The 13102-nt window shown below is 63.7% G+C and carries 13 protein-coding genes; 12 read left to right on the forward strand and 1 reads right to left on the reverse strand.

The features are described 5' to 3' along the window. Positions 1–71: 71 nt before the first annotated feature. From ftsZ to dnaE, 9 genes are all read left to right on the forward strand, one after another. The gene (gene ftsZ, locus FYJ92_RS07195; RefSeq protein WP_111906923.1) at positions 72–1304 is read left to right on the forward strand and encodes a cell division protein FtsZ; all 1233 of its coding nucleotides are present in this window, start codon (positions 72–74) and stop codon (positions 1302–1304) included. Positions 1305–1312: 8 nt separating this feature from the next. Then, a complete protein-coding gene (locus tag FYJ92_RS07200; protein ID WP_185263227.1) occupies positions 1313–2002 on the forward strand; it encodes a polyphenol oxidase family protein in 690 nt (229 codons plus the stop codon). Next, positions 1995–2735, forward strand: coding sequence for a YggS family pyridoxal phosphate-dependent enzyme (locus FYJ92_RS07205; protein ID WP_185263228.1), 741 nt, complete (start codon positions 1995–1997; stop codon positions 2733–2735). Before FYJ92_RS07200 ends, FYJ92_RS07205 begins: the two co-directional genes overlap by 8 nt. 88 nt (positions 2736–2823) lie before the next feature. Further along, positions 2824–3354, forward strand: coding sequence for a cell division protein SepF (locus tag FYJ92_RS07210; RefSeq protein WP_056342219.1), 531 nt, complete (start codon positions 2824–2826; stop codon positions 3352–3354). A 120-nt stretch (positions 3355–3474) separates the two neighbouring features. Beyond that, positions 3475–3762, forward strand: coding sequence for a YggT family protein (locus tag FYJ92_RS07215; protein ID WP_185263229.1), 288 nt, complete (start codon positions 3475–3477; stop codon positions 3760–3762). 177 nt (positions 3763–3939) lie between these two features. Further along, positions 3940–4635 carry a DivIVA domain-containing protein gene (locus FYJ92_RS07220; protein ID WP_185263230.1) on the forward strand — a complete coding sequence of 232 codons (696 nt, stop codon included), beginning with the start codon at positions 3940–3942 and terminating at the stop codon, positions 4633–4635. Between the two features lie 93 nt (positions 4636–4728). Continuing rightward, positions 4729–5319 (forward strand): signal peptidase II, encoded by a 591-nt coding sequence (gene lspA / locus FYJ92_RS07225; protein WP_185263231.1) that lies wholly within the window; start codon positions 4729–4731, stop codon positions 5317–5319. Next, positions 5312–6238, forward strand: a complete 927-nt coding sequence (locus FYJ92_RS07230) for an RluA family pseudouridine synthase (protein ID WP_185263232.1) — start codon at positions 5312–5314, stop codon at positions 6236–6238. The genes lspA and FYJ92_RS07230 overlap by 8 nt, the downstream gene beginning before the upstream one ends. A gap of 50 nt (positions 6239–6288) precedes the next feature. Continuing rightward, a complete protein-coding gene (dnaE, locus tag FYJ92_RS07235; RefSeq protein WP_185263233.1) occupies positions 6289–9846 on the forward strand; it encodes a DNA polymerase III subunit alpha in 3558 nt (1185 codons plus the stop codon). A 10-nt stretch (positions 9847–9856) separates the two neighbouring features. Here the strand turns inward: dnaE and FYJ92_RS07240 are convergent, their stop codons facing one another. Further along, on the reverse strand, positions 9857–10354 hold the full coding sequence (locus FYJ92_RS07240) for a flavin reductase family protein (protein ID WP_185263234.1): 498 nt from the start codon (positions 10352–10354) through the stop codon (positions 9857–9859). 158 nt (positions 10355–10512) lie between these two features. Between FYJ92_RS07240 and FYJ92_RS07245 the strand changes: the two genes are divergently transcribed. From FYJ92_RS07245 to nrdR, 3 genes are all read left to right on the forward strand, one after another. Further along, complete coding sequence (locus FYJ92_RS07245) at positions 10513–11019, forward strand: hypothetical protein (RefSeq protein ID WP_185263235.1); 507 nt, start codon at positions 10513–10515, stop codon at positions 11017–11019. Positions 11020–11054: 35 nt separating this feature from the next. Beyond that, positions 11055–12431: a histidinol dehydrogenase gene (hisD, locus tag FYJ92_RS07250; protein WP_185263236.1), complete on the forward strand. Its 1377-nt coding sequence runs from the start codon at positions 11055–11057 to the stop codon at positions 12429–12431. A gap of 151 nt (positions 12432–12582) precedes the next feature. Next, positions 12583–13089: a transcriptional regulator NrdR gene (gene nrdR / locus FYJ92_RS07255; protein WP_185263237.1), complete on the forward strand. Its 507-nt coding sequence runs from the start codon at positions 12583–12585 to the stop codon at positions 13087–13089. Positions 13090–13102: the final 13 nt, after the last annotated feature.

Below are 13102 nucleotides of genomic sequence, written 5' to 3' on the forward strand. Positions count from 1 at the left end.
AGGTTAAGGTTCGAAGCTTCAAGCCCGACTCCACAGTTTTCGCAATAGGACACGAACAAGGGACACGTAACGTGGCAGCTCCGCAGAATTACTTGGCCGTCATCAAGGTCGTCGGCATCGGCGGCGGTGGCGTGAACGCAGTCAACCGCATGATCGAGGTCGGTCTTCGCGGCGTCGAATTCATTGCTGTCAACACCGATGCGCAGGCATTGTTGATGAGCGATGCAGACGTCAAGCTCGACATCGGGCGTGAGCTGACGCGCGGCCTGGGAGCCGGTGCGAACCCGGAGGTCGGCAAGCAGGCTGCCGAGGACCACGCCGAGGAAATCGAAGAGGTCATCCGCGGCGCGGACATGGTCTTCGTCACCGCCGGCGAAGGCGGCGGCACCGGCACCGGCGGCGCGCCCGTCGTCGCCCGCATCGCCCGCTCGCTTGGCGCGCTGACCATCGGCGTTGTCACCCGCCCGTTCACGTTTGAGGGCCGCCGTCGTGCGGGTTCTGCAGAGGCGGGCATCGACGCCCTCCGCGACGAAGTGGACACCCTGATCGTTATCCCGAACGACAGGCTTCTGTCCATCAGCGACCGCAACGTCTCCGTCCTGGACGCTTTCCGTTCCGCTGACCAGGTCCTGCTGTCCGGTGTCCAGGGCATCACGGACCTCATCACCACCCCCGGCCTGATCAACCTCGACTTCGCGGACGTCAAGTCCGTGATGCAGGGCGCGGGCTCCGCGCTGATGGGCATCGGCTCCGCCCGCGGTGAAGACCGTGCGGTGAAGGCTGCTGAGCTCGCCATTGCGTCGCCGTTGCTGGAAGCCTCCATCGACGGCGCCCATGGTGTCCTGCTCTCCATCCAGGGTGGTTCAGATCTTGGCCTGTTCGAAATCAATGAAGCTGCCCGCCTGGTCCAGGAAGTGGCCCACCCCGAAGCCAACATCATCTTCGGTGCCGTGATCGACGACGCACTCGGCGACGAGGCCCGTGTCACGGTCATCGCAGCCGGTTTCGACGACGTCAAGGCCACCTCTCCCTCCATGGACCAGTCGCAGCCGCAGGTTGCACCGCAGCGGCCTGCCGCGGCGCCCGCGCCGGCTCAGGCGCCCACCTCGGGCGGTAGCCACCAGCACAACGTCCAGCCGGTCCACGCCGGAGTCGGCGCGTCAGGCCTGAGCAACTGGGGCCAGCAGCGCCCGTCGGCGGTCCCCGCCGATTCAGGTTTCGACGTCGATCTGCCCTCCGTAGTGGAGCCGGACCTCTCGGGGAACCGCGCCGATGACCTGGATGTCCCCGACTTCCTGAAGTAGGCCCCGGGTTGTTCTATTGGCGGGCCGAAGTCTCTGCTGGCGTGAGTGTGGCGTTTACAGACACCCAGGCCGGCAATCTCGCCCTGCACGTCGGGGACGACGCCGCTGGCGTTCTCCAGCGCCGCGAGGCGTTGGAGAGCGCGGCCGGCATAACCCGTGGTTCCCTCCGGTTCATGGAACAGATCCACGGCACAGCCGTCGAAATGATGGAGCCGGCCACGCCGGCGCCAACCGCCGACGCCATGGTGTCGCGGGGACTGCCGCTGGCGGTCATGGTGGCCGACTGCATCCCCGCGGTGCTGGTGGGTCAGGGGCCGGGCGGTCCGGTCCTCGCCGCCGTGCACGCAGGCCGGCCGGGGATAGAAAACGGAATTCTCCCGGCGGCAGCGGAGCGGATGCGCTCAGCCGGGGCCACCGGCATCCGCGCCTGGCTGGGCCCGTCAATCTGCGGACGCTGCTATGAAGTGCCCGCGGACCTGCGCGGCCACGTGGCAGCGAAGGTGCCTGCAACGTGGGCCGCCACATCCTGGGGCACACCGGCACTTGATCTCCCGGCGGGGGCGAAAAGCCAGCTTGAAGCAGCCGGGGTTGTCATTGAATATGCGGGCCCGTGCACGCTCGAGTCCGACGATCTTTTCTCCTACCGCAGGTCCCACACCACCGGGCGCTTTGCCGGACTGGTGTGGTCGCATGAATGAGGATGTAGTGGAGGACAACCCGGCGCGGATGGCTGATCTGGCGGAACGCCTCGCCGCCGTGCAGCGTCGCATTGAAGCCGCCGTCCAGGATTCAGGCCGGGCGGGGGAACGGCCCACGCTGATTGTGGTCACCAAGTTCCACCCGGCCGCGGACATCAGGCGCCTCGCCGCGCTGGGCGTCCGCGACGTCGGCGAGAACCGGGATCAGGAAGCCTCTTCGAAGGCGGCCGAACTGGCAGGCCTCGGCCTCAACTGGCACTTCGTCGGGCAGTTGCAGAGCAAAAAAGCGAAATCCGTGGCCAAATATGCCCACGCGCTCCATTCGGTGGATCGGCTGGCCCTGGTGGATGGCCTGGAGCGCGCCATGGCGGTGGAACAGGAGCGGACGGGCCGGGGAGCCCTGGAATGCTTCATCCAAGTCAGCCTCGACGACGACGCCGGCGCCCACCGCGGCGGCGCGGCTGCGGCGGAGGTGCCGCTCCTGGCCGAGCGGTTGGCGGCTGCGGCAGGACTGGAACTGGCGGGTGTTATGGCCGTCGCCCCGTTGGGCACCGGCCCGGCTGCAGCCTTCGAAAAGCTGGCAGCCATCTCGACGCGCTTGGTGGCCGAGCATCCCGGCGCAACGGCCATCTCGGCCGGCATGAGCCAGGACCTGGAAGCGGCCATCCGTTTCGGTGCGACACACCTGCGGATCGGTTCCGATATTCTCGGATCGCGTCCTGACGTGGGGTAGCGTCGAACCCATAGGAAGTGAGTGGCGGGGGATTCAAGGCTGTCAAGTCATTGGGCGGCCCGCCTACGGACACGATTAGGAGTCGACCATGGCCGGCGCTCTGCGCAAGACAATGATCTATCTTGGGCTCGCCGATGGCGATGAACACTACGAGTCCGAGCACACCACAACACGTAAGGACGAGGACGATTCGATGGAAGTTGACCGCGAGGAACGCCGTGCACCGGCACCCGTCCGCGATGTCAGCCGCGAGTCATCTCACGCCCCCGAAGAGGAATACCGCGCACCAGTGACCCCCATCAAGCGTGCGGCCTCGAGCCGCGAAGAACCGTCCGGGCTTCGGCAGATCACCACGATCCACCCGCGGTCCTACAATGACGCCAAGCTCATCGGTGAGAGTTTCCGGGACGGCATCCCCGTCATCATGAACGTGACCGACATGGGCGAAGCGGACGCCAAGCGTCTCGTCGATTTCTCGGCCGGTCTGGTTTTCGGACTCCGGGGCAGCATCGAACGCGTCACCAACAAGGTTTTCCTGCTGTCGCCGTCGTACATTGAAGTCATTGGCGATGACAAAAAGGTCAGCGAGACCCAGGCCAGCTTCTTCAATCAAAGTTAGCCCTGAGCATATTCCAGATGCCAGACAGGTACACCTGTCTGGCATCTGTGCTGAAATAGACAAGAAACATCGGCAAGGCACCGCGGTATCGGGAATGGACATGGAGATATGAGTTAAGTCATGGGAATTATTTTCGGACTTGTCTATATCGCCCTTTTGCTGTTCTTCGTGGCGTTGATCATCCGGCTGGTTTTTGACTGGGTCCAGATGTTTGCCAAGGGATGGCGTCCGCGTGGTATCGCCCTTGTGGTGGCCCACACTGTGTATTCGATCACCGATCCGCCGCTGAAGGGGCTCCGTAGGCTGATCCCGCCGTTGAGGCTCGGAGGGGTGACCTTGGACCTCGGGTTCCTGGTCCTGTTCATCGGCGTCAGCATCGCGATGGCGGTCACCAGGGGTTTCGCGTAATCTTCGACAAGACCTAGCAGAGCGGGCGGAGTTCCTGGAATTGGAACTCCCTCTGAGCCGCGAAGAAATCTCCGGTTTGACACTCAGTGTTGAATTAGAGGAACCAGACAATATTTAGGTACCGTAGTTTTGACGGCCGGAAGGCCTACTGACTAACTAGACCAATGAGGTGACCAGATGGCTTTGACGCCAGAAGACGTTGTCAACAAGCGCTTTCAGCCGACCAAGTTCCGCGAAGGCTACGACCAGGATGAAGTTGACGACTTCCTGGACGAGATCGTTGTGGAACTCAGGCGCCTGAACCAGGAGAACGACGAGCTCCGCAAGAAGCTTGCAGAATCAGGTTCCGGCGTGCCGGCCAGCTCCGCTGCGTCCGCCCCCGTGGTCGAGAAGGTTCCCGCCCCCGTCAAGGCTGACAAAGTTGAGTCCCCGGCGAAGGCTGAAGTCGAGACTAAAACTCCCGACGCTGCCAAGAAGAAGGAAGCCGAGCCGGCCGCACCTGTTGCCGCCGTTCCGGCTGCTGCGCCCGCCGCAGCCGCTGGGAGCACGGTTTCGGCCGAGTCCGCTGCAGGATTGCTCGCCATGGCGCAGCAGATGCACGACCGTCACGTCGCCGACGGTCAGTCTCAGAAGGACAAGATCATCGCCGAGGCCCAGATCGAGGCCAGCAGCCTGGTCAACGATGCCCAGGAGAAGTCCCGGAAGATCCTCGGTGCCCTCGAGCAGCAGCGCTCCGTCCTGGAACGCAAGGTAGAGCAGCTCCGCGGCTTCGAACGCGACTACCGCTCACGCCTGAAGGCCTACATTGAAGGCCAGCTTCGCGACCTTGACGCCCGCGGTTCCGTAGCGGCCCCTGAGGTTGAAGCGAACTAGTCCGCCAAGCACGTATTCTGAGAACCGGTGGCTGAGGATTCCTCGGCTGCCGGTTTTTGGGATTTAACATCGGTTTCACAAAATGAAAGCACCATGACTGACCACCTCGCCGCTGACGCCGCAAACCCTTCTCCCTCATCGGCCCGCCCCCGGCAGGCACTCCTGCTCTCGCTCTTCGCCGGCTTCGCCGTCTTTGCGTACGTCCTGGACCAGCTGACAAAACTGTGGGTGACGTCCTCGATGGTGGAGGGTGAACGTATCCCGGTGTTGCCGCCGCTCCTGCACTGGTACTTCATCCGAAATTCCGGAGCCGCATTTTCGATCGGTGAAAATGTCACATGGTTGTTCTCCATCATCATGGCCGGCGTCGCCATCGCCATCCTGTTCCAGGTGCGCAAGCTGGGTTCGGCTTGGTGGTCGCTGGCACTGGGACTTCTCCTGGGCGGAGCCCTGGGCAACCTGACGGACAGGCTCTTCCGGGAGCCCTCGTTCGGCATGGGGCATGTGGTGGACTTCATCCAACTGCCGAATTTTGCGATCTTCAACATCGCCGATTCCGCCGTGGTTTCAGCAGTAGTCATCATCTGCATCCTGACGTTGCGGGGGACCGCCCTTGATGGCTCACGGCACGTCACGGCGCCACGGAAAGAGGCGGCCCAGCCGAAGGACACGGACGGTGTCTGAGCGTGTGGTGGTCGCCGACGAAGTCGGCGGAACACGGGCGGACGCCGGGCTGGCCAAGCTGATGGGGATTTCCCGGTCGATGGCCGCGACCCTCATCGCCGAGGGCAACGTGGTGAGCCGCGGCAAGAAGCTCGGCAAGTCCGCGCGGTTGGTTACCGGCGATGTCCTGGAAGTGACGGTGCCTGAACGACGGGACCCGCTCGAAGTGGTGGAGGAAGTTGTGGAAGGCCTGAAAATCCTGCTGGACGACGACGAATTTGTTGTTGTGGACAAGCCAGTGGGCGTTGCCGCGCATCCTTCCCCCGGCTGGGTAGGCCCCACCGTGGTTGGCGGTCTCGCCGGAGCCGGCTTCCGGATCTCGACGTCGGGTTCCCCCGAGCGGGTGGGGATCGTGCACCGGCTCGACGTCGGCACGTCCGGGGTAATGGTGGTGGCCAAAACGGAGCGCGCCTATACGGCCCTGAAGCGGGCCTTCAAGGAGCGCACCGTGGACAAGGTCTACCACGCGGTGGTCCAGGGGCTACCGGACCCGCTGGAGGGCACCATCGACGCGCCAATCGGGCGCCACCCCGGACACGACTGGCGCTTTGCCGTGATCGAAGACGGCAGGCCGTCGATCACGCACTATGAGGTGTTGGAGGCGTTTGGCAAGGCCACCCTGGTGGAGGTGCACCTTGAGACCGGGCGCACACACCAGATCCGTGTCCACTTTTCGGCGTTGCGGCACCCATGCGCCGGAGATCTTACCTACGGGGCGGATCCTCGGCTCGCCGCCACCCTGGGCCTGACCCGGCAATGGCTCCATGCCCGGCAGCTCGGCTTCGACCACCCGGCCACGGGGGAACGCGTCACCGTGACCAGCGAATACCCGCAGGATCTGGCCTTTGCCCTCGCAGTCCTGGAGTCGGGGGAAGCCTAGCGGCGGGGTCGCTGGGCCTTGGGCGGCCGGCCAGCGCTTAGAATGGTGCGGTGACTTCCAGCAATGCCTCGTTCGTCCACCTCCATAACCACACCGAATACTCCATGTTGGACGGCGCAGCCCGCCTGGGTGAGCTCTTCAACGAGACTGAACGCCTCGGGATGCCGGCACTGGCCACCACCGACCACGGATACCTGTTCGGGGCTTTCGATTTCTGGAAGCGCGCCACGGACCAGGGGATCAAGCCGATTATCGGTGTGGAAGCCTACGTAACCCCCGGTACTGCGCGCACGGACAAAAGCCGTGTCCGCTGGGGCGAGGAACACCAGCGCAAGGACGACATCTCCGGCGGTGGTTCCTACACGCACATGACGCTGTTGAGCTATAACAACGTCGGCATGCGCAACCTCTTCCGGGCTTCGTCCATCGGCTCGCTGGACGCAGTTTTCGGCAAATGGCCGCGTTTGGACCGTGAGCTCCTCAACACATACTCCGAGGGCCTGATCGCCACCACGGGCTGCCCTTCGGGGGAGGTCCAGACCCGGCTGCGGCTGGGCCAGTACCGCGAGGCCTTGGAAGCCGCCTCGGAATTCCGTGATATTTTCGGTGCGGAGAACTATTTCTGCGAACTGATGGACCACGGCCTGGACATCGAACGACGGGTCACGGGAGACCTGCTGCGGCTGGCCAAGGACCTGAACCTGCCGCTGGTGGCCACCAACGACCTTCACTACACGCACGAACATGACGCCAAGGCACACGAGGCCCTGCTTGCCATCCAGTCAGGTTCCACGCTGCTGGAGCCGTCCTATGACAACGGCGGCTCTCGCTTCGCTTTCTCGGGCAGCGGCTACTACCTCAAATCCCCGCAGGAGATGCGGGAGCTGTTCAGGGACCACCCGGACGCTTGCGACAACACCCTGCTGATCGCCGAGCGCTGCGATGTCTCATTCAACACCGGCGCAAACTACATGCCGAGGTTTCCGTGCCCGCCGGGCGAGGACGAAACATCCTGGCTGGTCAAGGAAGTTGCCACGGGACTGGAATACCGGTACCCGGGCGGTGTCCCGGACAAAGTCCGCACCCAGGCCGACTACGAGCTCGAAGTCATCACCTCCATGGGGTTCCCGGGATACTTCCTGGTGGTGGCCGACTTCATCAACTGGGCGAAGAAGAACGGTATCCGCGTCGGTCCCGGCCGTGGCTCCGGCGCCGGCTCCATGGTGGCGTACGCCATGCGAATCACGGACCTTGATCCGCTCCTTCACGGCCTGATCTTCGAGCGGTTCCTCAACCCTGACCGGGTGTCCATGCCTGACTTCGACGTTGACTTCGATGACCGGCGCCGGTCCGAAGTCATTGACTATGTGACCCGGAAATACGGCGACGAGCGCGTGGCAATGATTGTCACGTACGGCACCATCAAAACCAAGCAGGCGCTGAAGGACTCCTCCCGTGTGCTGGGCTACCCGTTCAGCATGGGGGAGCAGCTGACCAAGGCGCTCCCGCCGGCAGTGATGGCCAAGGACATCCCGCTCGCCGACATCCAGAACAAGGACTCAAAGCGCTACAGCGAGGCGGGTGACTTCCGCCAGCTGATCGCTTCCGATCCAGAGGCCGCGAAGGTCTTCGAGACTGCCCTCGGCATTGAGGGGCTGAAGCGCCAGTGGGGCGTGCACGCCGCTGGCGTCATTATGTCCTCGGATCCCATCATCGACGTCATCCCGGTCATGCGCCGTATCCAGGACGGCCAGGTGATCACGCAGTTCGACTACCCCACGTGTGAGGGCCTGGGGCTGATCAAGATGGACTTCCTCGGCCTGCGGAACCTGACGATCATTTCCGACGCCCTGGAGAACATCAAGTTCAACCGCGGCATGGACCTGGACCTGGACAGCCTGGCCCTGGATGACGTGGCCTCGTATGAACTGCTGGCCCGGGGCGACACCCTGGGTGTGTTCCAGCTTGATGGCGGTCCCATGCGGTCCCTGCTGAAGCTGATGAAGCCTGACAACTTCGAGGACATCTCCGCCGTGCTGGCTCTTTATCGGCCCGGTCCGATGGGCGCGAACGCGCACACCGACTACGCGCTGCGCAAGAACGGGATCCAAGAAGTCATCCCTATCCACCCCGAGCTCAAGGAACCGCTTGCTGAAATCCTTGGCGGGACCTACGGCCTGATCGTATATCAGGAGCAGGTGATGGCCGTAGCCCAGAAACTCGCCGGCTATTCGCTCGGGCAGGCAGACATCCTGCGGCGCGCCATGGGCAAAAAGAAGAAATCCGAGCTGGACAAGCAGTTCGCCGGATTCTCCCAGGGCATGCAGGACAACGGCTACTCCATGGCCGCAGTGAAGACCCTGTGGGACATCCTGCTGCCGTTCTCCGACTACGCCTTCAACAAGGCCCACTCGGCCGCGTATGGCGTGATCTCCTACTGGACCGCGTACCTGAAGGCGCACTTTGCGCCGGAGTACATGGCTGCCCTGCTGACGTCGGTCGGTGACGACAAGGACAAATCGGCAATCTACCTCAACGAATGCCGGCGCATGGGAATCACCGTGCTGCCGCCGGACGTGAACGAATCCGCGCTGAACTTCACTCCGGTAGGCACCGACATCCGATTCGGCATGGGTGCCATCCGCAACGTGGGCGTCAATGCCGTCGAAGCGATGGTGGCCGCGCGCGAGAAGGAAGGTGCCTACACGTCCTTCAAGGACTACCTCATGAAGGTCCCCGCGGTGGTCTGCAACAAGCGGACCATTGAATCCCTGATCAAGGCCGGAGCCTTCGATTCCCTCAACCACCACCGGCGTGCCCTGGCGATGATCCATGAAGAGGCCATCGACTCCGTGATCACCCTCAAGCGAAACGAAGCAATCGGCCAGTTCGATCTCTTCGCCGGTTTCGAGGAGGTCGAATCCGAAGCGTCGCTGAGCATCGAGATCCCCGACCTGCCGGAATGGGAGAAGAAGGACAAGCTCTCCTTTGAGCGCGACATGCTTGGCCTGTATGTGTCAGACCACCCGCTGCAAGGCCTGGAAGGACTCCTCAGCCAGCACGCGGACCAGTCCATCACCTCGATCATCGGCGAAGACGGGCCGCACGACGGCGCCATCATCACCATCTCCGGCATGATCACCTCGCTCAGCCGCAGGATCGCCAAGGCGAGTGGCAACGCCTATGCCCGGGCCGAAATCGAAGACCTCGGCGGTTCGATGGAGGTGATGTTCTTCGGCCAGGTCTACGGCCCCATCGCGTCGGTCCTTGCCGAGGACCTGATCGTCGTGGTCAAGGGCCGCCTGCAGCGGCGGGACGACGGTGCCGTGGCGCTGAACTGCATGGAACTGTCCGTTCCGGACCTCAGTGAAGGAACCAACGGCCCCGTGCTCATTTCGATGCCCACCCACAAGGCAACCCAGGCTGTTGTCACCGAACTGGGCGATGTCCTTCGGAACCATCGGGGGAACTCGGAAGTCAGGCTCCACCTGCAGGGTGACACCCGGACGGAAGTCATGGGGCTGCCCGTCCATCTCAGGGTCAACCCCAGCCCGTCACTGTTCGGTGACCTGAAGGTGCTCCTGGGCCCAACCTGCCTGGATAACTAGGTTCCGGTAGTCAGATCTGGTAGTCCAGGGGGACCGGCTGGCCATAGCCGCCGGCGTGGTACAGGAGCGGCGAGCCGTCGTCGCCCAATTCGCCGTCCACAACCTCGACAACCACCACGGCATTGTTCTCGAAGGAGAGCCGCATCTGGATCTTACCGATCAGCCAGCCGGCGACGTCTTTGAGGATCGGGACCTCGTGCGGGCCAAGTTTCCAGTGGTCCCCGCCGAACCTGTCCTTGGTGCGCGCGAAACGGTCTGCAAGCGCCTGGTTTTCCAGGCCCAGCATGTGGACACCGAGGTGGGTGGCGTTGGCCACGGCCGGCCAGGAACTTGAACTGCGGGCCATATTGAACGTGAACCGCGGCGGCTGTGCGGAAAGTGACGCCACGGACGTGGCGGTGAAGCCGTAGGGCTCGCCCTGGTAGTTCACGGTGATGATGGCGACCCCCGCCGCATGCCGCCGGAACATTTCCTTGAAAGTGCCCTCGAACGGCGTTTTGTCTGTCATCGTAAAATTTGCTCCCTGGAAAGCAGGCTGAAATGGACTCTTCCTTAAGGGTATTAGTCCCCGCCGGACAGGGAGCAATCCCTGGGCCCGGCACGTCATCTGTCAAGACTGCCCACGTCATCTGACCGGACACGCCGAGATTTGTTAAGGTTTGTTTCATGAGAGAACACATCAGCCGCCGGTCCTCCCGGCTGCCGTGGAAATGCTTTGCCGCTGCTGCTGCCGGTGGTGTTCCTGTCGGCCTGTTGTGGTGGCTGCTTGCCCCAGGTGGCTTGAACCTGATCACGCGCGACCCCGCCCTGGCAGCCGGGACCAATCCGGACGTATGGCTGCCCAGGGACCTCACCCTTGCTGGACTTTGTGTGTTCGCAGGGTGCCTGGTTGCCGTGTTCCTGGCCGATAAGGGCGGCCGCGATGCGCAGGCGGCCTTTCTCCTGGGCCTGGCCGGCGGACTGGGCGGGGCCCTGATCGCGTGGCTGACCGGCGTCCTTGCGGGCCAGCTATGGGGCGGACCCGCAGACACGTCGGTCAATGCCAGCGTCGCGTTCTCGCTCCGGTCTCTGCCCGTGCTTATTTTGTGGCCGGCCGCGACCGCCGCGTCCGTGTTTGTCCTAAGCCTGGTGAACCTGCTCAAGAGCGGGCCCGGGATCGCGGCACGCCGGTAGCCGAAGGCAGTGCGCCCGGCGCGTAAAATGGACCGGTGACCATTTCTCCTGAATTTCCAGCCACACCCGCTGCCGCCGCTGTCAGCTTCCGGACAGTCGACCTTCGCGGCAGGGGTCTGACCCTCGCCGGTTTGCGCGCCGCCGTTCCCCGGGCGCGGCAGCACACCGTGGCGGATGCGGAACAAAAGGTACTGGACATCATCAAGGCCGTCCGGACGGACGGCTTCACCGCCCTCAGCGACCTGGCACTCCGTTTCGACGGAGTCCAGCAGATCCACCCGCGGGTCCCGTCAGCATCCCTGGCCCGGGCGCTCGCGGAGCTGGATCCGGCGGTCCGCGGCGCGCTGGAAGAATCGATCAGCCGCGCCCGGCGCTTCGCGGACGGGCAGCGGCCGCGTGATCTCGACGTTGAACTCGGCGACGGCGCGCTGGTGAGCCAGAATTGGGTTCCGGTTTCTCGGGTGGGTTTATACGTGCCTGGTGGCCTCGCCGTCTATCCGTCGTCGGTCATCATGAATGTTGTTCCGGCCCTGGCTGCGGGAGTGCAGTCCATCGCTCTGGCATCGCCGCCGCAGAAAGATTTCGGCGGCCTCCCGCACCCCACCATCCTCGCGGCAGCGGCCCTGCTCGGCATCGACGAGGTCTACGCGATCGGCGGTGCACAGGCAATCGCTGCCTTCGCCTACGGCGTGGAGGCAAATGACGCCGGGCCCGCTTTGGAACCCGTTGATGTAGTTACGGGTCCGGGAAACATTTTTGTGGCGACGGCGAAGCGTCTGGTCAAGGGTGTGGTGGGGATCGATTCCGAGGCGGGAACCACCGAAATCGCCATCCTGGCTGATTCAACGGCGCAACCTGACCTTGTGGCAGCAGACCTGATCAGCCAGGCGGAGCATGACCCCCAGGCGGCTTCCGTGCTCATCACGGACTCGGAGGACCTTGCCGCGGCAGTCCGCATCGAACTGGACCGGCAGGCGGCCGGCACCAAGCACTCCGCGCGCGTATGTGAGGCGCTGTCCGGCCCGCAGTCGGGAGTGGTCCTGGTGGAGGACCTGGAACAAGGCATCGCCGCATGCGACGCCTACGCTGCTGAACACCTTGAAATCATGACCGCGGATGCGCCGGCGGTAGCTGCCCGGATCCGGAACGCCGGGGCGATCTTTGTGGGGGACTACAGTCCTGTCAGCCTGGGCGACTACTGCGCCGGCTCCAACCACGTCCTGCCCACCAGCGGGACGGCGGCATTTTCCTCCGGTCTGAACGTGACCACCTTCCTGCGCGCCATCCAGGTCATCAACTACAGCCGCGCCGCGCTGCAGGAAGTCAGCGGCCACATTGTGAGCCTGTCCGGCGCCGAAGACCTGCCGGCGCACGGTGAAGCTGTCACGGCACGCTTCCGTCATGCCCGCTGATACAGACGGTCTGCGGCGCAGGCTGCAGGCACCACTACATGTGGTAATTACAGGATTGTTATTCCGCAACATGTAGTCGTAAACTGAGAGACGGAGAGGTCTGCCGGGGCCGGAAACATCGGCGCCGGAAGACATCGAGGGAGGGGACACCATGTATTGTCCATTTTGCCGTAATCCGGACTCCCGCGTCGTGGACAGCCGCATGGCCGATGACGGCTCGGCCATCCGCCGCCGCCGGCAGTGCCCGGAATGCGGTCGCAGGTTTACCACCGTGGAAACCACCAGCCTTTCGGTGATCAAGCGCTCCGGAGTGGGTGAACCCTTCAGCCGCAGCAAGGTTATCAACGGCGTGCGTAAGGCATGCCAGGGCAGGCCGGTCAGCGAAGATGACCTGGCGCTCCTGGCCCAGGAGGTGGAGGAGCAGATCCGTGCTTCTGGCGCGGCCGAGATCGACGCCCATGAAGTTGGCCTGATCATCCTTGGTCCGCTGCAGAAGCTTGACCAGGTGGCCTACCTTCGCTTTGCGAGCGTGTACCAGGCGTTCGAATCCCTGGAGGATTTCGAGACCGCCATTGCACTGCTCCGCCATGAATCAGTGGAAGAAGGCACGCAACGCACGGCGGCGGCCGCCAAGAGCTCCGAAAAGAGCCCCCTGTAAACTCCGGTGGTGG

The organism is Pseudarthrobacter sp. NBSH8 (assembly GCF_014217545.1).
GTDB lineage: Bacteria > Actinomycetota > Actinomycetes > Actinomycetales > Micrococcaceae > Arthrobacter.

What these genes read in the sequence shown, in the direction of transcription:
- lspA (WP_185263231.1), top strand. Translation starts at nt 4,729, where the DNA reads ATGACTGACCACCTCGCCGCTGACGCCGCAAACCCTTCTCCCTCATCG.
- nrdR (WP_185263237.1), top strand. Translation starts at nt 12,583, where the DNA reads ATGTATTGTCCATTTTGCCGTAATCCGGACTCCCGCGTCGTGGACAGC.
- FYJ92_RS07245 (WP_185263235.1), top strand. Translation starts at nt 10,513, where the DNA reads ATGAGAGAACACATCAGCCGCCGGTCCTCCCGGCTGCCGTGGAAATGC.
- FYJ92_RS07215 (WP_185263229.1), top strand. Translation starts at nt 3,475, where the DNA reads ATGGGAATTATTTTCGGACTTGTCTATATCGCCCTTTTGCTGTTCTTC.
- FYJ92_RS07210 (WP_056342219.1), top strand. Translation starts at nt 2,824, where the DNA reads ATGGCCGGCGCTCTGCGCAAGACAATGATCTATCTTGGGCTCGCCGAT.
- FYJ92_RS07240 (WP_185263234.1), bottom strand. Translation starts at nt 10,354, where the DNA reads ATGACAGACAAAACGCCGTTCGAGGGCACTTTCAAGGAAATGTTCCGG.
- FYJ92_RS07205 (WP_185263228.1), top strand. Translation starts at nt 1,995, where the DNA reads ATGAATGAGGATGTAGTGGAGGACAACCCGGCGCGGATGGCTGATCTG.
- FYJ92_RS07220 (WP_185263230.1), top strand. Translation starts at nt 3,940, where the DNA reads ATGGCTTTGACGCCAGAAGACGTTGTCAACAAGCGCTTTCAGCCGACC.